This window comes from Superficieibacter sp. 1612_C1, from assembly GCF_015234305.1.
Lineage (GTDB): Bacteria > Pseudomonadota > Gammaproteobacteria > Enterobacterales > Enterobacteriaceae > Superficieibacter.
This window is the reverse complement of sequence record NZ_JADGMI010000003.1, coordinates 343,974-364,254: the sequence shown is the minus strand read 5'-3', so window position 1 is coordinate 364,254 and position 20,281 is coordinate 343,974. Positions and strand designations below refer to the sequence as shown.

The window sequence follows — 20,281 nt, the reverse complement described above, 5'->3', positions numbered from 1 at the left end:
CGCCGGAGGGCGGGTAACGCTTTTCAGAATCTTATGCCTGCGGCGGCAAACACACCCCAATTCCACCAATCCCACAATACCCGTACGGATTCTTATGCAGATACTGCTGATGATCGTCTTCCGCGTAGTAGAACGGCGTGGCGGTTTTAATCTCGGTAGTCACATGGCGCTCGTCACCCGCGGCCTGCATTGCCGCCTGAAAACGCTCAAGGCTGGCGTGAGCGGCGGCATCCTGCTCCGGCGTTAACGGATAGATCGCGGAACGATACTGCGTGCCATGGTCGTTGCCCTGGCGCATCCCCTGGGCCGGGTCGTGATTTTCCCAGAACACCTGCAACAGCTGTTCATAGCTGATGACGTTCGGATCGTACACTACGCGCACCGCTTCAGCGTGGCCGGTCTCCCCGGAACACACTTCGCGATAGGTCGGGTTAGGTGTATAGCCGCCACAATAGCCCGCCGCCGTGCTGTAAACGCCGGGCAGCACCCAAAACAGGCGTTCAACGCCCCAGAAGCAGCCCATCGCAAAAATGGCGATCTCCATGCCGTCCGGCACGTTGGTCATTGAGTGTTGATTGACCGCGTGAAGCGTTGCAACCGGCATAGGCGTATTGCGTCCGGGCAGCGCATCGGCCTGAGAAACAAACTCTTTTTTGTCGAATAAACTCATGATGCTGTTCTCCCGAAACAGAAATTGTCGTTAGGGTTGTAACGAGGCGTGTCTTTTAACACAATAAATATGCTGAATCAGACTAGATTTAAACATAAGAAATATTTGGGGTGTTGTCTGTTTTTCAAGTCCTCTTGTTAGGACTTTGTTACGATATGGGCGGTAGTTCGTTTCCAGTAGGGGTGGAGACAAGGATATTCAGGAGAAAATGTGCCACAGATCCGCCAGTTATGTTGGACCAGTTTACTGCTGCTTAGCGGCGCGGCCAGCGCCGCTAATGTCCGTTTGCAGGTAGAAGGGCTGACAGGCCAGCTACAAAAAAACGTTCGTGCCCAGCTTTCCACTATCGAGAGTGATGAAGTGACGCCTGACCAGCGCTTTCGCGCACGCGTGGATGACGCCATCCGCGAAGGGTTAAAGGCACTGGGCTACTACGAACCGACCATTGATTTTGAATTGCGTCCGCCGCCGGAGAAAGGACGGCAGGTGCTGATTGCCCGCGTCTCGGCTGGCGAGCCGGTGCGCATTGGCGGCACGAATGTGATCCTGCGCGGCGGCGCGCGGACCGATCAGGATTATCTCGATCTCCTCAATAAGCGCCCGGCCACCGGGACCGTGCTCAATCACGGCGATTACGAACGTTTTAAAAAAGGGCTGACCAGCGTCTCGCTGCATAAAGGCTACTTCGACAGCGAGTTCAAAAAAAGCCAGCTGGGTGTTGCGCTCGACCGTCATCAGGCTTTCTGGGATATCGATTACGACAGCGGCGAACGCTACCGTTTTGGTGCGGTGACCTTTGAAAACTCGCAAATCCGCGATGAGTATTTACAGAATCTGGTGCCGTTTAAAGAGGGTGATTACTACCAGTCGAAGGATCTGGCGGAACTCAACCGGCGGCTCTCGGCAACCGGCTGGTTTAACTCGGTGATTGTCGCCCCGGAGTTCGATAAAGCGCGTAAAACGAAGGTGCTGCCGTTGCACGGCGTCGTCTCCCCGCGCGTGGAAAATACCATTGAAACCGGAGTCGGCTACTCCACCGACGTTGGGCCGCGGGTAAAAGCGACGTGGAAAAAGCCGTGGATGAACTCGTACGGTCACAGCCTGACCACCAGCGCCAGTATCTCCGCGCCGGAACAGGTGCTGGATTTCAGCTATAAAGTGCCGCTGCTGAAAAACCCGCTGGAGCAATATTATCTGGTACAGGGCGGGGTAAAGCGTACCGACCTGAACGATACCGAAGCCGATTCCACTACCCTGGCGCTGTCGCGCTACTGGGATCTGTCGAGCGGCTGGCAGCGCGCCATTAACCTGCGCTGGAGCCTCGACCACTTTACCCAGGGTAATGAAACCCATACCACCATGCTGCTCTATCCGGGCGTGATGATCAGCCGGACCCGCTCGCGCGGCGGCCTGATGCCGACGTGGGGCGATTCCCAGCGTTACTCCATCGACTACTCCAACACGGCGTGGGGATCGGATGTCGATTTCTCGGTCTTCCAGGCGCAGAACGTCTGGATCCGCTCGCTGTATGATAAGCATCGCTTTGTGGTGCGCGGCAATCTGGGTTGGATCGAAACCGGCGATTTCGATCGCGTGCCGCCGGATTTGCGCTTCTTCGCCGGGGGCGATCGCAGTATCCGTGGCTATAAGTACAAGTCAATCTCGCCGGAAGACAGCGACGGCAAACTGAAAGGTGCCTCAAAACTCGCCACCGGATCGCTGGAGTACCAGTACAACGTGACCGGCAAATGGTGGGGCGCGGTCTTCGTCGACAGCGGCGAGGCGGTGAGCGATATCCGCAAGAGCGACTTTAAAACCGGCTCCGGCGTCGGCGTGCGCTGGCAGTCGCCGGTCGGGCCGGTGAAGCTCGATTTTGCCGTGCCGGTGGGCGATAAAGATAAGCACGACTTACAGTTTTACATCGGTCTGGGGCCAGAATTATGAGTTTATGGAAGAAAATAAGCCTCGGCGTGTTGATTTTTATCCTGCTGCTGCTGGGGACCGTGGCGTTTCTGGTGGGGACGAAAAGTGGTCTGCATCTGGTTTTCAGCGCGGCTAACCGCTGGGTGCCGGGGCTGCAAATCGGCCAGGTCACAGGCGGCTGGCGCGATTTAACGCTGAAAAATATCCGCTATGACCAGCCCGGCGTGGCGGTGAATGCCGGGCAGGTGCATCTCTCTGTCAGTCTCGCCTGCCTGAAACAGAGCAGTCTGTGCGTAAACGATATTGCGCTTTCGGATATCAACGTGACGGTGGACACCAAAAAAATGCCGCCTGCCGCGCAGAAGGAAGAAGAGGACAACGGTCCGCTCGATCTCTCCACGCCGTATCCCATCTCGCTGAGCCGCATCGCCCTGAACAACGTCAATATTAAAATCGACGACACCACGGTCTCGGTGATGAGTTTCTCGTCAGGGCTGGAGTGGCAGGATAAAAATCTGACCGTGAAGCCAACCTCGTTGCAGGGAGTGCTGATTGCGCTGCCGAAAGTGGCAAAAGTCGCCCAGGAACAGGTAGTTGAACCGAAAATCGAACACCCTGACCCTGACGAAAAGCCGCTGGGCGAAACGCTGAAAGATCTCTTCTCGAAACCGGTGCTGCCGGAGATGACCGATGTTCATCTGCCGCTGAATCTGAATATCGAAGAGTTTCGCGGCGAACAGCTGCGTCTGACCGGCGATACCGACATTACCGTGCGCACAATGCTGCTCAAGGTCAGCAGTATCGACGGCAATACAAAGCTGGATGTGCTGGATATTGATTCTAACCAGGGCACGGTAAACGCGACCGGCACCGCGCGGCTGGCCGATAACTGGCCGCTCGATATTACCCTGAATAGCACGCTGAACGTCGACCCGCTGAAGGGCGAAAAGGTGAAGATTAAGGTCGGCGGCGCGCTGCGTGAACAGCTTGAGCTTGGCGTCAACCTCTCCGGCCCGGTCGATATGGTGCTGCGCGGGCAAACACGCCTGGCAGAGCCCGGCCTGCCGCTAAATCTTGATATTACCAGCCAGCAGCTTTATTACCCGTTTACCGGCGAGAAACAGTATCAGGCCGATAATCTGAAACTCAAACTAACCGGCAAAGCCACCGACTATACGCTATCGTTCCGCACGTCGGTGAAAGGTCAGGAGCTGCCCCCGGCTACGATCACCCTCGACGCGAAAGGCAACGAGCAGCAGATTAATCTCGACAAGCTCACCGTCGCCGCACTACAGGGCACAACCGAGCTGAAGGCGCTGCTTGACTGGCAGCAGGCGATCAGCTGGCGCGGCGAGCTGGCGCTGAAAGGGATTAACACCGCGAAGGAATTCCCGGACTGGCCGTCGAAGCTGGATGGTCTGATTAAAACGCGCGGCAGCCTGTACGGCGGCAGCTGGCAGATGGACGTGCCGGAGATGAAAATCACCGGCAACGTGAAGCAGAATAAGGTGCTGGTCGAAGGGGCAGTCAAAGGAAACAGCTATCTGCAATGGACGATCCCAAAACTGCATCTGGCGCTGGGCCGTAATAGCGCGGACGTTAAAGGTGAACTGGGCGTCAAAGATCTCAATCTGGATGCCACCATTGACGCGCCGGGACTGGATAACGCGCTGCCGGGTCTGGGCGGCACCGCTAAAGGCTTACTGAAAGTCCGCGGCACCGTTGAGGCCCCGCAGCTGCTGGCGGATATTACCGCGCGCGGCCTGCGCTGGCAGGAGCTTTCCGTGGCGCAGGCGCGTATCGAAGGGGATATCAAATCCACCGACCAGATCGCCGGGACCATGAACGTGCGCATTGAACGTATCGTCCAGGGCGATCTGAACGTTCGATTGCTGACGCTGGAGGCGAAGGGCAGTGAGAAACAGCACCAGCTTCAGCTACGCATGCAGGGCGATCCGGTATCCGGCCAGTTGGATCTGGCGGGCAGTTTCGATCGTCAGGCGCAGCGCTGGAAGGGCACGTTAAGCAATACACGCTTCCAGACGCCGGTCGGCCCGTGGGCGCAGAACCGCGCCATCGCGCTGGATTACCGTAATCAGGAGCAGAAAATCAGTATCGGGCCGCACTGCTGGACTAACCCGAACGCTGAGCTGTGCGTGCCACAAACCATTGATGCGGGGGCGGAAGGCCGCGCGGTCGTTAATCTCAACCGCTTCGATCTGGCGATGCTGAAGCCGTTTATGCCGGACACCACCCAGGCCAGCGGGATCTTTAGTGGGAAGGCCGACGTCAGTTGGGACACCACCAAAGAGGGATTGCCGCAGGGTCAGGTATCGCTGTCCGGGCGCAATGTGAAAGTGACGCAGATGGTCAACGACGCGCCGCTGCCGGTGGCCTTTAGCACGCTGAATCTTAACGCCGAACTGCGCAATAACCGCGCGCAGCTGGAGTGGCTGATGCGCCTGACCAATAACGGCCAGTTCGACGGGCAGGTGCAGATCAGCGACCCGCAGGGACAGCGTAATCTTGGCGGTAATGTGAATATTCGCAACTTCTCGCTGGCGATGGTGAATGCGATTTTCTCCCGCGGCGAGAAAGCGGCGGGGACGCTCAACGCCAACCTGCGGCTGGCAGGCAATGCGCAAAGCCCGCAACTCTTCGGTCAGATGCAGCTTAACGGCGCGGAACTTGACGCTAACTTTATGCCGTTCGATATGCAGCCGAGTCAGCTGGCGATGAACTTTAACGGCATGAGTTCGACGCTTCAGGGCGTGGTACGCACCCGCCAGGGCGAAATTGCCCTGAACGGCGACGCGGACTGGAGCCAGATCGACAACTGGCGCGCGCGTATTGCGGCCAAAGGCAGCCGCGTTCGCATCACTGTGCCGCCGATGGTGCGCCTGGACGTGTCGCCGGATATCGTCTTCACCGCCACGCCGCAGCTGTTTACCCTCGACGGCAGCGCCGACGTGCCGTGGGCGCGGATCGTAGTTCATGAGTTGCCGGAGAGTGCGGTAGGTGTCTCCAGCGATGAAGTGATGCTGAAAAACGATCTTCAACCGGAGGAGCCGAAAACGGCGGCCATCCCGATCAATAGCAACCTGGTGGTCCATGTAGGCAATAACGTTCGCCTGGATGCGTTTGGCCTGAAAGCCAGGCTGACCGGCGATTTGAAAGTCGCTCAGGATAAGCAGGGGCTGGGCCTGAACGGACAGATTAATATTCCGGAAGGGCGTTTCCACGCTTACGGGCAGGATCTGATTGTGCGTAAGGGGGAACTGCTGTTCTCCGGCCCGCCGGATCAGCCGCTGCTGAATATCGAGGCCATCCGTAACCCTGAATCGACGGAAAACGACGTAATTGCTGGCGTGCGCGTCACCGGCACCGCCGACGAACCGAAAGCCGAGGTGTTCTCGGATCCGGCGATGTCGCAGCAGGAAGCGCTCTCCTATCTGCTTCGTGGTCAGGGACTGGACAGCGAACAGAGCGACAGCGACGCGATGACCTCAATGTTAGTTGGGCTGGGGGTTGCACAAAGTGGGCAGGTTGTGGGTAAAATCGGGGAGACATTTGGCGTAAGCAATCTGGCGCTGGATACCCAGGGGGTAGGCGACTCCTCCCAGGTGGTGGTCAGCGGTTATGTGCTGCCGGGTCTACAGGTGAAATATGGTGTAGGTATTTTTGACTCGCTGGCGACTCTCACGTTACGCTATCGGTTGATGCCTAAGCTATATCTTGAAGCGGTGTCTGGCATAGATCAGGCACTGGACCTGCTCTATCAGTTTGAGTTTTAGCAATGCGAATATTTGTCTACGGCAGTTTACGAAGTAAGCAAGGCAACAGCCACTGGATGACCAACGCTCAGTGGCTGGGCGATCACAGCATCGATAATTACCAATTGTACAGCCTGGGCCACTATCCAGGCGCGGTGCCCGGCGAAGGCACGGTCCTTGGGGAAGTTTATCGTATCGATGCTGCAACGCTTGCCGAACTGGATGCGCTACGCACAAAGGGCGGCGAATACGCACGTCAGTTGATCCAGACGCCTTACGGGAGCGCATGGATGTATGTCTATCAGCGGCCTACGGAAGGCTTAACGCGGATAGACAGCGGTGACTGGTTAGACAGACACCAGGACTAACCCTCGCGCCGCCTTCGGGCGGCGTTATTTTTTACGCTTCTCTGCGATTCTCACCCACATTTTTTAACCAATCTTCAACCTGTTGCTCAAAATTCGGTATGATTGAGCCATGCTGGGGTGAAGGAACCTTTTATGAAACAAATCCGTTTACTGGCGCAGTATTACGTCGACCTGATGATGAAGTTAGGGCTGGTGCGATTCTCTCTGCTGCTGGCACTGGCGCTGGTGGTACTGGCTATCGCCGTGCAGATGGCGGTCACTATGGTGTTGCGCGGGCAGGTCGAGAGTATTGATGTCATCCGCTCTATCTTTTTTGGTCTGCTCATCACGCCGTGGGCGGTCTATTTTTTATCGGTGGTCGTTGAGCAACTGGAAGAGTCGCGGCAACGTCTCTCCCGGCTGGTGCAAAAACTGGAGGTGATGCGCGAGCGCGACCTCAAACTAAACGTCCAGATGAAAGACAACATCGCTCAGCTTAATCAGGAGATTGCCGATCGCGAAAAGGCGGAGGCCGAGCGCCATGCAACCTTTGAACAGCTTAAAATCGAAATGAAAGAGCGTGAAGCGACGCAAATTCAGCTTGAACAGCAGTCAAGTTTCCTGCGCTCCTTTCTCGATGCCTCCCCCGATCTGGTATTCTACCGTAATGAGGATAAAGAGTTTTCCGGCTGTAACCGCGCGATGGAGCTGTTAACCGGGAAAAGCGAAAAACAGCTCATCACGCTTAAGCCCCAGGATGTTTACCCGGCCGATACGGCGGAGAAAGTGCTTGAAACCGATGAAAAAGTTTTCCGTCATAACGTCTCGCTGACCTATGAGCAGTGGCTGAGCTATCCCGATGGTCGCCGGGCCTGTTTCGAGATCCGCAAAGTGCCCTATTACGATCGGGTCGGCAAACGGCATGGCCTGATGGGATTTGGCCGAGACATTACCGAGCGTAAGCGCTATCAGGATGCGCTGGAGCGCGCCAGTCGCGATAAGACCACCTTTATCTCCACCATCAGCCATGAACTGCGTACGCCGCTCAATGGCATTGTGGGGCTGAGCCGTATTCTGCTGGATACCGATCTGACCAGCGAACAGGAAAAATACCTCAAGACTATTCACGTTTCCGCGGTCACGTTGGGAAATATCTTCAACGATATTATCGACATGGACAAAATTGAGCGGCGCAACGTGAAGCTCGATATTCAGCCGGTGGACTTTACCGGTTTCCTTGCCGATCTGGAGAACCTCTCCGGCCTCCAGGCGCACCAGAAAGGGCTGCGCTTCGTGATGGAGCCAACCCTGCCGCTGCCGCATAAAGTGACCACCGACGGTACGCGGCTGCGCCAGATCCTGTGGAACCTGATCAGCAATGCGGTCAAATTTACTCAGCAGGGGCAGGTGACGGTGCGTGTGCGCTACGATGCGGGCTCCACGCTTCATTTCGAGGTCGAGGATTCCGGCATCGGTATTCCGCAGGAGGAGCTGGATAAGATTTTTGCCATGTATTATCAGGTGAAAGGCAGCAATGGCGGTAAACCGGCAACCGGCACCGGTATTGGTCTGGCGGTATCACGGCGGCTGGCGAAAAATATGGGCGGCGATATCACCGTCGCCAGCCAGCCGGGTAAAGGTTCGGTGTTTACCCTGACGGTGAACGCGCCAGCGGTAGCGGAAGAGGTCGAAGATGCGTTTGACGATGACGACCTGCCGCTGCCTGCCCTGCACGTGCTGTTGGTCGAAGACATTGAACTGAACGTCATCGTCGCGCGGTCGGTGCTGGAAAAACTCGGTAACAGCGTGGATGTCGCCATGACCGGGACGGCGGCGCTGGAGATGTTTAAACCGGATGAGTACGACCTGGTGCTGCTGGATATCCAGCTTCCGGATATGACCGGACTGGATATCTCACGTCAGCTTACCCAGCGCTATCATCGTGACGAACTGCCGCCGCTGGTGGCGTTAACCGCCAATGTCCTGAAAGATAAACAAGAATATTTTGATGCCGGGATGGACGATGTGCTGAGCAAACCGCTGGCAGTTCCGGCATTAACTGCCATGATTAAAAAGTTCTGGGACACCGCTGACCACGAGGAGAAAACAGTGACTTCCACGGATAATGGTAAAACGCAAAATCTGTTAGATACCGAGATGCTGGAGCAGTACATCGAGCTGGTCGGGCCGAAGCTCATCACCGACGGCCTCGCTGTTTTTGAAAAAATGATGCCGGGCTATCTTAGCGTGCTGGAGTCGAATCTGACCGCGCGCGACCAAAAAGGGATTGCGGAAGAAGGGCATAAAATTAAAGGCGCGGCGGGCTCCATCGGCCTGCGTCACCTGCAACAGCTGGGACAGCAGATCCAGTCTTCCGATCTTCCGGCGTGGTGGGATAACGTTGGGGAATGGATTGAAGAGATGAAGCAGGACTGGCAGCACGATGTCGGCGTCTTAAAGGCCTGGGTAGCCGAACGCGGATAAAAAATGACCCCGGCCTGGCCGGGGTGCGCTAATACTGCGCCAACACCAGGGAAATCGTGGCTGCGCCTGTTTAATTAGCGTTCTTACACCAGGCACAGCAGACAAACTTGGGCCGCACGCTCATTAAGATAGCAAATAATAAATTATTTGTTACATGAATCAGTTAAATATGTGAAGCACAGCGGTTAAATCATATCTTCTAATGAGATCTAATCGGTTGCAAAAAGGAATAGCACGATGAAAAAAATAGGCGTGGTTCTGAGTGGATGCGGCGTTTACGACGGAACAGAAATCCATGAAGCGGTGATTGCCCTGCTGGCGATCGCCCGTAACGGCGCGCAGGCGGTCTGCTTTGCGCCGGACAAAAACCAGTCTGAGGTGATCAATCATCTTACCGGCGAAGCGATGGCGGAAAGCCGCAACGTGTTAATTGAGGCGGCACGTATTGCCAGAGGCGATGTGCAGCCGCTGGCGCTGGCGCAGGCGGCGGAACTGGATGCGTTAATCGTCCCCGGTGGGTTTGGCGCAGCGAAAAATCTGAGCAATTTTGCCGCTCAGGGCGCGGCGTGCCAGGTTGATCACGACCTGCAAGCGCTGGCGCAGGAGATGCATCGTGCCGGTAAGCCACTGGGTTTTATCTGCATTGCGCCTGCCATGCTGCCGAAAATTCTCGCTATTCCGCTGCGCCTCACCATCGGTACCGACATTGATACCGCTGAAGTGCTGGAAGAGATGGGCGCGGAACATGTGCCGTGCCCGGTGGACGACATCGTGGTGGATGAAGAGAACAAAGTTGTCACTACGCCCGCTTACATGCTGGCGGAAAATATTGCCGAGGCGGCCGCGGGCATTGAAAAACTGGTCACGCGCGTGCTGGTTCTGACGGAATGAGAAAAGGGCGTTCCTCGCTGTTTGTGTGGCTTCGTCGTATTGTGATACGCACGATGCTGGCCCTCGCCCTTTTCTGGGGCGGGGGTATTGCCCTGTTCAGCATCGTCCCGGTGCCGTTTTCTGCCGTGATGGCTGAGCGCCAAATCGGTGCCTGGCTGACGGGCGATTTCGGCTATCTGGCTCACTCAGACTGGGTGGATATGGATGACATCTCGCCCTTTATGGGGCTGGCGGTGATTGCGGCGGAAGATCAGACCTTCCCCCGGCACTGGGGCTTTGATGTCGCCGCGATTGAAAAAGCGCTGAGCCACAATCAGCGACACGAAACGCGCATCCGCGGCGCATCAACGCTCTCGCAGCAGACGGCGAAAAATCTGTTTCTGTGGGATGGCCGAAGCTGGCTGCGTAAAGGACTGGAAGCGGGGCTGACGGTGGGCATTGAGACGGTGTGGAGTAAAAAAAGGATCCTGACGGTGTACCTCAACGTAGCTGAATTTGGCTCCGGGGTTTTTGGCGTGGAAGCCGCGGCGCAGCATTATTTCCACAAGCCCGCGAGCAAATTAACAATGTCCGAAGCCGCGCTGCTGGCAGCCGTTCTGCCTAACCCGATCCGCTTTAAAGCCGATGCGCCCTCAGGCTACGTGCGCAGCCGTCAGGCGTGGATTTTGCGCCAGATGCGCCAGCTGGGCGGCGAATCGTTTATGGTTCAAAACAGACTGCACTAAGCCTGACGCGAGGTTAGCGTAACAGGCATACTGCCTTTCTGGCTTTCATCACCGGACCCCAGTGCTGCGACCAGCGCGGGCTGCTGCATAAAACGCGCCCACAGCCGCGCCTGTTTGCGGTGGCAGAACCAGGCAGACCAGCTGGCCAGCGGAATCAACGTGCTTTCACCGATATTGTCACAGACCACCGGGACTATTTCCGACTCGCTGATCCGACGGCAGAGAATATTTTGCGGTTTCAGGGTCATGGTAACGATGTGATTATCATGCAGATAACGCTTTAGCGTTTTTAATGCTTCACGCAGCAGGGCTGCATCGTGCTGATAGCGGCACTGGTCGGCAAATTCTTTCAGCGTCACAGAGGGTTTGCCGTCGAAATCCGTGATGATGTCATAGACATATCCCGTACCCAGGTCGGTCTCTACCGTTCCGTAATACTGCGGAATGCCGCTCCAGTCCTTGAGATAGCGTGAAAGATGTGCGTAGTAGCGCAGCTCACGCTTAATTTCTTTAAGACCGCTCTGGTCAGCGTTATAGATAATTTTAATGCAGCGTTGAGCATTTTCCGGGTGCGTATAGCACTGGCGGTGCCGTCCGGTTCCCAGCGGGATTTGGTCAGATAAGTAAATCATAAAGCCGTCCTGAAAATATTTGCTCACTCCTCATTAGTATGAATGAGGGACTTAAATGGAACCTCAACGGGCAAGTTAAGGTTTTCTTAAGGTTCACTCCGAACGTAAAAAGAGCACGGAATGTACAAATTAGGGTTGATGTGGCTTAACGGTCTTTTAACACTGATCGGCGTTCATTTTGTCAATCAAACTTGACAAGTGGCTCATAAGGCTTTCAAAGTCGCTTTCCGCAGAGGATTCTGATAATTTTCTGTAAACTAGGGAGCTTGCTTTTAACTCATCCGAATAAGCATCGTTACTGGCGAGATAATGTTTTGCGTCGTCTCTCATTTTTTTTGTCATGCTACGAGACGAGGCGATAAAAAGAGTAATATCAGAGGTGCAGGTGTTACTGCTTACCGACTTAATTTTGTCATAGCCTTTCATTAAATCGGCCAGAGTATTGGTATTGGCATCAATTCGGGCGAGCGTGTCGTTGTCAACCTGATCGAGCTGGTCTCCCATATCATGAGAAATTATTTTCTCATAGTAGATAACGCCATTGCGGAAATAGGCGAGAGAATTTTTTTCAGCAGACTCAAATTGCGCTTTCACCAACTGATTATCATGCTGTGTCATTTCATCTTCAAATGCATTTTCTGCTTTAATAACCTCCTCTATTTGTGCAATAAGTCGCGGCCCTTTTTGTTTGAATAGATCACCTTTATCGATAAGGTATTCTTTAGTGTTTGCGTACAGCGACAGTTCATCATTAAGAGGTTGTAGCGTTTTCAACTGTTGTAAATACGTCGCAGCAGCGTTATCAAGCTTTGGCAGGCTGGCGTTAATGGCTACTGCTTTTTCCAGTCGTTCAATTTTTCCGGATATAGGATCTTCGCTGAGAGTAGAATAGTTATCTAATGGTTTATCTTTTTTGATGTAGTCTGCCATGAATTGTTTTTGCTTCAGTAATTGATTGGCAAAATCCTCACCATAAGGCAGGTTGGCATATGACTGATAATTAGAAACATCAACATAGGCGTTATATTTAAGGATTTCCTGTGCTTTATTATGCTCGGTCAGGTTAGCTGGCGTTTCAACGCTGTTCTCGCTCACGCCTTTTTTATCATCACAGCCCGCTATCAGCGTCATGCCTGATAAAATAGCGAAAAAGAAAATCTTTTTATAATCCATGTTTATACATCCCTGTATATTAATAAGCTTACTTTATAACTTAATTATTAATATAGTATGGGAATCGATAAACGATTGCTACAGGGGAGGGGAGGAAAGGGCGCGATAACTATGGAAAAGTCCGGAAAAAGAAACTCATAAATAGATATGGCGAGGAATAAAACGCGATTGATTAAATCTGGTAATATATTGCCGTCCCTGGTGGCGGGACAGGCAATTAATCTTCGTCAAAACCCGAATTAAACAGCGCGATAACTGCCGCCAGCGCTTCCACTTCCTGCGGACCGGTGGCTTCAATCTCGATCTGGCGACCTTTGGCGGAATCCAGCATCAGCAACGCAATGACGCTATTGGCCTCCGCCTCGGTACCCTCATCATTACGCAGCAGCACTTCCGCGTCAAAACCCTGCATCAGCTCAAAAAGCTTCATGGCCGGGCGGGCGTGCATACCCAGCTTGTTGGTGACTTCAACAATCTGTTTGACGGTCATTTGCGTTTTTCCAGCGTGCGGTGACGGGACTGTACGTTTTTGCCGCGTGAGCGGAAATAGTCGGCCAGCTGCTCGGCAATATAAACTGAACGATGTTTACCGCCGGTACAGCCAATCGCCACGGTCAGGTAGCTGCGATTGTTGGTTTCCAGCATCGGCAGCCACAGTTCAAGGTAGCTTCGCGTCTGGTAGATAAAGTTATGCACTTCGGTGTGTCGGTCGAGGAACGCCGCTACGGGTTTATCGAGGCCGGTCATCGGACGCAGCTTCGGGTCCCAGTGCGGGTTTGGCAGAAAACGCACGTCGAACACGTAGTCGGCATCAATCGGGATGCCGTGCTTGAAGCCGAAAGACTCAAACACCATCGTCAGTTCGCGTTCACGTTTGCCGAGCAGCCGGGTACGCAGCATTTCCGCCAGCTCGTGCACCGACATCTCTGAAGTGTCGACAATCAGATCGGCGCGCGAACGCAGCGGTTCCAGCAGATCGCTCTCCTGATCGATAGCGCTCTCCAGCGACAGGTTTTTGCTGGAAAGCGGATGCAGACGACGGGTGTCGCTGTAGCGACGGATCAGCGTGTTGCGATCGGCATCAAGGAACAGAAGCTGCGGTGAAAACGCCTCTGGCAGATTTTGCATTGCCTGCTCAAAAATTTCCGGCGATTCCGGCATATTACGCACGTCGATGCTGACGGCAGCGGACGTTTGACGGTCAACCAGACTTTTCGCCAGTTCAGGCAACAGCACCACGGGCAAGTTATCGACGCAGTAAAAGCCCATATCTTCCAGCGCCCGCAGGGCAACGGATTTTCCCGAGCCTGAGCGACCGCTGACGATCATCAGTACCATGTACCGTTTCTCCTCAGTACAGCAAAGGGTAAAGCAAGATCCCTGCTACACATCATCACTGTTTTCAGTTTCGGTGATGATTTGATACAGCTCTTCATCACTTTGCGCCGCGCGAAGGCGGCGGCAAATGGTTTTATCCGCCAGCCGTTTTGCCACCAGCGAGAGGGTATGCAAATGCGTCTTCGTCTGGTCGGCAGGCACCAGCAGAGCGAACAGCAGATCCACCGGCTGATTATCGATAGCGTCGAAGGCAATTGGCGTTTCCAGTTGTACGAAGACGCCCACCGCGCGCAGCGTGTCCTCTTCCAGCTTGCCGTGTGGGATCGCGAGGCCGTTACCGATGCCGGTACTCCCCATCTTTTCACGGGTGAGGATCGCCTCGAAGACCACCTGCGGTGGCAGGCTAAGCTGCTTTGCTGCCAGCTCACTGATAATTTCCAGCGCACGTTTTTTGCTCTGGCAATGAACGTTACTGCGGGTACATTCCTGGTTAAGGACAGTGCTTAGTTGTAGAGCTGAATCATTATTTATCATAATTTCACCTAAGCGTCGCCTGACGCACTACGTGACATCAGGCGAGCACCGGGACAATCAGTGTTGTTTCAGTTTATCTTTATGTTTGGTTAGCTGTCGCGCCAGTTTATCAATTAAACCGTCGATAGCCGCGTACATATCCTGCCCTTCCGCACTGGCATGAATTTCCCCCCCGTTGACATGCAGGGTGGCATCCGAAATGTGAGTCACTTTCTCCACTTTTAACACAATGTAGACCTGATTGATGCGGTCAAAATACTGCTCCAGCTTAGCAAATTTCGTGCTGACAAAATCGCGGAGTGCGTCAGTAATCTCGACATTGTGTCCAGTGATGTTGAGCTGCATAGTGTCTTCCTTATCGGTTGGGTCACACCAGCTGTTTACGCTGGTTAGACGGCGGAATGGATAAAGACTCTCGATACTTCGCAACGGTGCGGCGTGCCACCATAATCCCCTGATCCGACAGCATGGTCGTTAGCTTGCTGTCGCTCAGCGGTTTGGCGGGATTTTCCGCAGCGATCAACTTTTTCACCAGCGCGCGGATCGCCGTCGACGAGGCTTCGCCGCCGCCTTCGGTATTCACATGGCTGGAGAAAAAATATTTCAGTTCAAAAATGCCTCGCGGACTGTGCAGATACTTCTGGGTGGTCACGCGGGAAATAGTGGATTCATGCATCTCGACGGCCTGGGCGATATCGGCCAGCACCATCGGTTTCATATACTCTTCGCCCTGTTCAAAGAACGCCTGCTGCTGTTCGACGATACAGCGGCTGACGCGCAGCAGGGTGTCGTTGCGGCTCTCCAGGCTTTTAATCAGCCATTTCGCTTCCTGAAGATTGCTGCGAATGTACTGGTTATCCGCATCGTTACGAGTGCTGCCGCCCATCGCCGCGTAGTGCTGATTAATTTGCAAACGCGGAATGCTGTCGGAATTCAGTTCGACCACCCAGTGACCGCTGACTTTGCGCACCAGCACGTCCGGAATGACATATTCCGGCTCGCCGGTCTGGATCGACTGACCCGGACGCGGATCCAGCGACTGAATAAGATTCACCGCCTCTTTCAGCACCTCTTCCTTCAGGCGAGTGACGCGCATCAGGGTGCGAAAATCATGGTTGGCGAGCAGATCAAGATGGTTGCTGATAATCAGCTGCGCTTCGGCGATCCAGGGGGTCGTTTTGGCAAACTGCGAGAGCTGGATCAGCAGGCAGTCGCGCAGATCTTTCGCGGCAACGCCGACCGGATCGAACCGCTGCACACGCTTTAGCACGGCTTCCACTTCGTCCAGCCCGATATCGCCATCGCCCATGCTTTCGAGGATGTCTTCAACGGAGATGGTCAGATAACCGGTGTCGTCAACCGCATCGACAATCGAGGTCGCAATGGCGCGATCGGTGTCGGAGAACGGCGTCAGCTCGACCTGCCACATCAGATAGTCCTGAAGAGACTGGGTGGTTTCGCCCTGATAAACGGGCAGTTCGTCATCCTGATAGTCCACGCCATTACCGGAAGGGGTGCCGGCGGTGTAGATTTCGTCCCAGCTGGCGTCCAGAGGAAGCTCCTCCGGCATATCTTTTTGTTCCAGCGCGTCAACGCTGTCCAGCGATTCGTTGTCCGGGGATTCTTTGGCGTCTATCTCATCGTGAAGATCGGTTTGCTCAAGCAGTGGATTACTTTCCAGTGCCTGTTGGAGTTCTTGCTGTAATTCCAGCGTCGACAGTTGCAGCAGGCGGATGGCCTGTTGCAGCTGCGGCGTCATCGCAAGCTGTTGACTAAACCTTAATTGCAAACCTTGCTTCATATTCAGAGCGATTTTCTCCCGAGTTGAGATCACTGACTTTTTACACTCCACCCTTCAGGCCGCGCCGTGAATGATGAAGTGTCTACACCGTATCAGAGTCTGAAGTCTTCCCCAAGATATACGCGCTTAACTTGTTCGTCTTTAAGGATTTCGTCTGGCGTACCGTGGGCGATCAGATGGCCCTGACTCACGATATACGCTCGTTCACAGACGGCTAACGTTTCACGCACGTTGTGATCGGTGATTAGAACGCCGAGGCCGCTGTCGCGCAGATGCTCGATAATGCGTTTGATATCAATAACGGAAATCGGGTCAACGCCCGCAAAGGGTTCATCCAGCAGGATAAATTTAGGATTCGCTGCCAGCGCACGGGCGATTTCCACGCGGCGACGTTCACCACCGGAAAGGGCCTGGCCGAGGCTGTCACGCAGATGCTCGATATGAAACTCTTCCATCAGCTCGTTCGCGCGGTCTTCCCGCTGTTCTGAGGTCAGATCGTCGCGAATTTGCAGGACGGCCATCAGGTTATCAAACACGCTGAGGCGGCGGAAAATAGACGCTTCCTGCGGCAAATAACCGATGCCACGGCGCGCACGGGCATGAAGCGGCAGCAGGCTAATGTCTTCATCGTCGATAATGATATTGCCCGCATCGCGCGAGACAATGCCCACGACCATATAGAACGTGGTGGTTTTACCCGCACCGTTAGGGCCAAGTAACCCGACAATCTCGCCGGATTTCACGGTCAGACTAACGTCTTCCACTACCCGGCGGCCTTTATAGGCCTTCGCAAGGTTCTTTGCAGTTAATGTTGCCATATTGGATTAGTTACTCTTTTTCTGAGCCGGGGCCTGATTGTTGCTTTTATCTTGCAGTTGCGACGGTACCAGCACGGTGGTGACGCGTTTGCCTTTTTCGCTAAACGCCTGCATTTTCTGCTCTTTCACCAGATAGGTAATTTTGTCGCCTTTAATATTGCTGTCGACCTGCTCAAGGAACGCGTTGCCGGTGAGAACCACGAAATCATTTTGCAGCTCGTAGTGCATCTGCGACGCGCGGCCTTTAACCGGTTTGCCGTTGTCCTGCATTTGGTAGAAGGTTGCCGGATTACCGTAGCCGTCGATCACTTCTTTGCCTTTCTCGCCGCCAGGACGGGTGACAACCACTTTTTCGGCGTTAAGTTTGATCGTCCCCTGAGTAACGATGACGTTACCGGTGAAGGTGACGATATTGCCCTGCATATCCAGCGACTGCTGATCGGACTCAATATGAATGGGCTGATCGGTATCGCCCGTTTTCGCCAGCGCGGGAAGACTGGCGGCCAGAAGCGCACTGGTCAGTACAAGCTTAAGGCTGAGTTTGTGTGTTTTGAATTTCATATGAGGTTCTAACCTTTTCAATCAGCTCGGCGGTTTTGTTGCGTAAATTTCCGCGCATTTTCAGGCCGCTGGAATTAAATGTCGTACCGTATAACGTCACTAAATCATCAGAGGTCACGTCCTGCGTGATTAGGTTGATTTTAGCGTTATCCGTCGTAATTTTGCGCAGTTGAGCGTCCGGTGTCAGGGCGTTTACCTCAACGTGGCCGTAAAGATACAGCATCCGGTCATTAGTCAGCTTCGCTTTATCCGCTTTAATAGACCAGGTTTCGGTTTTGTTTGCGTCATACGTCGTCAGCAGCGGCTGCGTAAACCAGGTAATGGCCTGGTCGGAAAAATACTCCACGTGCTGCGCGATGAGATGATAATTAAGCGCGCCTTCCGGGCTGTATACCACGGTATCGGTATGCTCACTCCGGTAGGTTGGGTCATTTGACGACACCACGCTTTCTCCGGTGTCATCTTTGCTCACCAGATTCACGCCGATTAAAATCAGTGCGATCAGCGACAGCAGAATGATAACCCAACGTCTGGTTTTACTCATATCGATTGCCCTTTGGCTTCATCAAGCTTGCCCTGCGCCAATAGTAGCAAATCGCAGACCTCGCGTACCGCTCCGCGTCCACCGTTAATGCGCGTGATATAATCCGCCCGCGGGATCAACAACGGGTGGGCATCCGCCACGGCAACGCTCAGCCCAATTTCGGCCATCACTGGCCAGTCGATCAGATCGTCGCCCACATAGGCGACCTGATCCGGCGACAGCGCCAGTTTTTCCAGTAGTTCGCGATAGGCCAGTAGTTTATCCGACTGCCCCTGATAAAGATGCGTAATGCCGAGCGTGGCGCAACGGTCTTCTACCAGTTTAGCTTTTCGTCCGGTAATAATGGCAACATCGATACCGGAGGTGAGGGCGCAGCGTATGCCGTAGCCGTCACGCACGTTAAACGCCTTTAACTCTTCGCCATTATTGCCCATATAGATCAGCCCGTCGGAAAGCACGCCGTCCACATCAAGGATCAGCAGGCGGATTTTTTTCGCCTGCTCCAGCATCTGTGAACTCACCGGCCCATAGCAGGTTGCCACAGAGGCACCAGCATTACTCATTCTTTTATCCTTTATTACACTACGCCTGCGCGCAGCAGATCATGCATATGTATCACACCCAGCAACTGCTCGCCATCGGCAACCATGACGCAGGTGATGTGGCGGGACTGCATCAGGTTCAGCGCATCCACCGCCAGTGTGCCTGGGCGAATACGGATACCGCCCGGCGTCATCACATCGGTAATGTTCAGGCTACGTAAGTCTGCACCATTATCAAAAATACGGCGCAGGTCGCCATCGGTAAAGATGCCTTCGATTTTCATATCATCGCCGCAAATGACCGTCATGCCGAGGTTTTTACGCGTAATCTCCAGCAACGCATCGCGCAGGGAGGCGGATTTCGCCACGCGCGGGATCTCGTTGCCAGTGTGCATTATGTCGTTCACCCGCAGCAGCAGTTTGCGACCCAGCGCGCCGCCAGGATGGGAAAGCGCAAAGTCTTCGGCGGTAAAACCACGTGCTTTCAGTAACGCAACGGCCAGCGCATCGCCCATGACCAGTGCGGCGGTCGTGCTGCTGGTCGGCGCAAGACCCAGCGGGCAGGCCTCACGCGGTACTTTGACGCACAGATGGATATCCGCGGCACGACCCATGCTGCTTTCCGGACGGCTGGTCATGCAGATTAACGGCACGCGCAGACGTTTGAGCACCGGGATCAGCGCCAGGATCTCGTTCGACTCGCCGGAGTTTGACAGGGCAATGACGATATCCTGTGGTGTCACCATACCTAAATCACCGTGCGCCGCTTCCCCCGGATGAACAAAGAATGATGAGGTGCCGGTGCTGGCGAACGTTGCCGCCATCTTCCTGCCAATATGGCCGGATTTACCCATGCCCATCACCACGACTTTGCCCGTACAGTGAAAAATGCGCTCGCAGGCCCGACTGAAATCCTGATTAATGAAGCGATCAAGTTCGGTCAGGGCTTCGCGTTCAATCTCCAGCACCTCTTTACCGACCTGCTGAAAGTCAAATCCCGGCGGTAACGCTAATTGCGACATAGTACGTGTCCGTTTTAATCCATAAAAATCGGCGGCGGCCATACAGCAAGCTGACCATGGAGTAAAATCCGCCCGTTAAAAGGCTTTGCCTGTCTGTCATTTTCCCAGCAGACGGGCGATTTTAACAACGAATAGTAGAGTACAGCCAGCCCCGGCATAAAAATGCCGTCTATTCTGAAGGGATTGCTGCCATCATTTGCCGTCTTTGTCCGCAAACATACGATTAACAGTAGCGGCAATTTGTGTCGCAGGATATCAGAATGCACGGTAAATAGGTGGAGTAAAGCGCTGACAACGGGGCGGTTAATGACAAGGAGTAAACCGATTCTTAACGGCGGTGATGTGAAAAGCATCATATTGGTTTTCTTCAGGTATAATCTCCGGCTTGCTGCATTAAACCGAGGCGGCATGAAAAAATGGAAAGGTTTAGCGGTTTTGACGTTATGTGCCGTCAACGTAAAACGCATATCAGCTTTCACGCCTTCAGCAGGTAAGATTCTGTA

General features: G+C 54.2%; 20 protein-coding genes. 6 read left to right on the top strand and 14 right to left on the bottom strand.

Features of this window, described 5'->3' with window-relative positions:
• Positions 1-31: 31 nt before the first annotated feature.
• Positions 32-670 carry a peptide-methionine (S)-S-oxide reductase MsrA gene (gene msrA / locus INT84_RS12910; RefSeq protein WP_194207112.1) on the bottom strand — a complete coding sequence of 213 codons (639 nt, stop codon included), beginning with the start codon at positions 668-670 and terminating at the stop codon, positions 32-34.
• 210 nt (positions 671-880) lie between these two features.
• Here msrA and tamA point away from each other — a divergent pair, with 210 nt between their 5' ends.
• The 6 genes from tamA to mtgA all read left to right on the top strand — a co-directional run bounded on the left by tamA (position 881) and on the right by mtgA (position 10,813).
• A complete protein-coding gene (gene tamA, locus INT84_RS12905; RefSeq protein WP_194207111.1) occupies positions 881-2,614 on the top strand; it encodes an autotransporter assembly complex protein TamA in 1,734 nt (577 codons plus the stop codon).
• Positions 2,611-6,387, top strand: a complete 3,777-nt coding sequence (gene tamB, locus INT84_RS12900) for an autotransporter assembly complex protein TamB (protein WP_194207110.1) — start codon at positions 2,611-2,613, stop codon at positions 6,385-6,387. The genes tamA and tamB overlap by 4 nt, the downstream gene beginning before the upstream one ends.
• A gap of 2 nt (positions 6,388-6,389) precedes the next feature.
• On the top strand, positions 6,390-6,734 hold the full coding sequence (locus tag INT84_RS12895) for a gamma-glutamylcyclotransferase (RefSeq protein ID WP_194207109.1): 345 nt from the start codon (positions 6,390-6,392) through the stop codon (positions 6,732-6,734).
• A 132-nt stretch (positions 6,735-6,866) separates the two neighbouring features.
• Positions 6,867-9,197 carry an aerobic respiration two-component sensor histidine kinase ArcB gene (arcB, locus tag INT84_RS12890; protein WP_194207108.1) on the top strand — a complete coding sequence of 777 codons (2,331 nt, stop codon included), beginning with the start codon at positions 6,867-6,869 and terminating at the stop codon, positions 9,195-9,197.
• Positions 9,198-9,434: 237 nt separating this feature from the next.
• On the top strand, positions 9,435-10,088 hold the full coding sequence (gene elbB / locus INT84_RS12885) for an isoprenoid biosynthesis glyoxalase ElbB (RefSeq protein ID WP_194207107.1): 654 nt from the start codon (positions 9,435-9,437) through the stop codon (positions 10,086-10,088).
• Complete coding sequence (gene mtgA / locus INT84_RS12880) at positions 10,085-10,813, top strand: monofunctional biosynthetic peptidoglycan transglycosylase (RefSeq protein ID WP_194207106.1); 729 nt, start codon at positions 10,085-10,087, stop codon at positions 10,811-10,813. The genes elbB and mtgA overlap by 4 nt, the downstream gene beginning before the upstream one ends.
• Here the strand turns inward: mtgA and yrbL are convergent.
• The 13 genes from yrbL to INT84_RS12815 all read right to left on the bottom strand — a co-directional run bounded on the left by yrbL (position 10,810) and on the right by INT84_RS12815 (position 20,245).
• Positions 10,810-11,445: a PhoP regulatory network protein YrbL gene (gene yrbL / locus INT84_RS12875; RefSeq protein ID WP_194207105.1), complete on the bottom strand. Its 636-nt coding sequence runs from the start codon at positions 11,443-11,445 to the stop codon at positions 10,810-10,812. The genes mtgA and yrbL overlap by 4 nt on opposite strands.
• Before the next feature lie 156 nt (positions 11,446-11,601).
• Complete coding sequence (locus INT84_RS12870; protein ID WP_194207104.1) at positions 11,602-12,618, bottom strand: DUF3829 domain-containing protein; 1,017 nt, start codon at positions 12,616-12,618, stop codon at positions 11,602-11,604.
• 217 nt (positions 12,619-12,835) lie between these two features.
• A complete protein-coding gene (gene npr, locus INT84_RS12865) occupies positions 12,836-13,108 on the bottom strand; it encodes a PTS phosphocarrier protein NPr (protein WP_194207103.1) in 273 nt (90 codons plus the stop codon).
• Positions 13,105-13,956, bottom strand: a complete 852-nt coding sequence (gene rapZ, locus INT84_RS12860) for an RNase adapter RapZ (RefSeq protein ID WP_176918070.1) — start codon at positions 13,954-13,956, stop codon at positions 13,105-13,107. Before rapZ ends, npr begins: the two co-directional genes overlap by 4 nt.
• A 45-nt stretch (positions 13,957-14,001) precedes the next feature.
• Positions 14,002-14,490, bottom strand: a complete 489-nt coding sequence (gene ptsN / locus INT84_RS12855) for a PTS IIA-like nitrogen regulatory protein PtsN (RefSeq protein WP_194207102.1) — start codon at positions 14,488-14,490, stop codon at positions 14,002-14,004.
• A gap of 57 nt (positions 14,491-14,547) precedes the next feature.
• Positions 14,548-14,835 (bottom strand): ribosome hibernation promoting factor, encoded by a 288-nt coding sequence (gene hpf / locus INT84_RS12850; RefSeq protein ID WP_176918068.1) that lies wholly within the window; start codon positions 14,833-14,835, stop codon positions 14,548-14,550.
• Positions 14,836-14,857: 22 nt separating this feature from the next.
• A complete protein-coding gene (rpoN, locus tag INT84_RS12845; RefSeq protein WP_194207101.1) occupies positions 14,858-16,291 on the bottom strand; it encodes an RNA polymerase factor sigma-54 in 1,434 nt (477 codons plus the stop codon).
• 92 nt (positions 16,292-16,383) lie between these two features.
• Complete coding sequence (lptB, locus tag INT84_RS12840; RefSeq protein ID WP_103676736.1) at positions 16,384-17,109, bottom strand: LPS export ABC transporter ATP-binding protein; 726 nt, start codon at positions 17,107-17,109, stop codon at positions 16,384-16,386.
• A 6-nt stretch (positions 17,110-17,115) separates the two neighbouring features.
• Entirely contained in the window at positions 17,116-17,670 is a 555-nt protein-coding gene (gene lptA / locus INT84_RS12835) for a lipopolysaccharide ABC transporter substrate-binding protein LptA (protein WP_176918066.1), read from the bottom strand.
• Entirely contained in the window at positions 17,639-18,214 is a 576-nt protein-coding gene (gene lptC, locus INT84_RS12830) for an LPS export ABC transporter periplasmic protein LptC (protein WP_194207100.1), read from the bottom strand. The genes lptA and lptC overlap by 32 nt, the downstream gene beginning before the upstream one ends.
• Positions 18,211-18,777 carry a 3-deoxy-manno-octulosonate-8-phosphatase KdsC gene (gene kdsC, locus INT84_RS12825; RefSeq protein WP_176918064.1) on the bottom strand — a complete coding sequence of 189 codons (567 nt, stop codon included), beginning with the start codon at positions 18,775-18,777 and terminating at the stop codon, positions 18,211-18,213. Before kdsC ends, lptC begins: the two co-directional genes overlap by 4 nt.
• Positions 18,778-18,791: 14 nt before the next feature.
• Positions 18,792-19,778, bottom strand: a complete 987-nt coding sequence (gene kdsD, locus INT84_RS12820) for an arabinose-5-phosphate isomerase KdsD (protein ID WP_194207099.1) — start codon at positions 19,776-19,778, stop codon at positions 18,792-18,794.
• 14 nt (positions 19,779-19,792) lie between these two features.
• Positions 19,793-20,245, bottom strand: a complete 453-nt coding sequence (locus INT84_RS12815) for a hypothetical protein (RefSeq protein ID WP_194207098.1) — start codon at positions 20,243-20,245, stop codon at positions 19,793-19,795.
• Between the last annotated feature and the right edge of the window lie 36 nt (positions 20,246-20,281).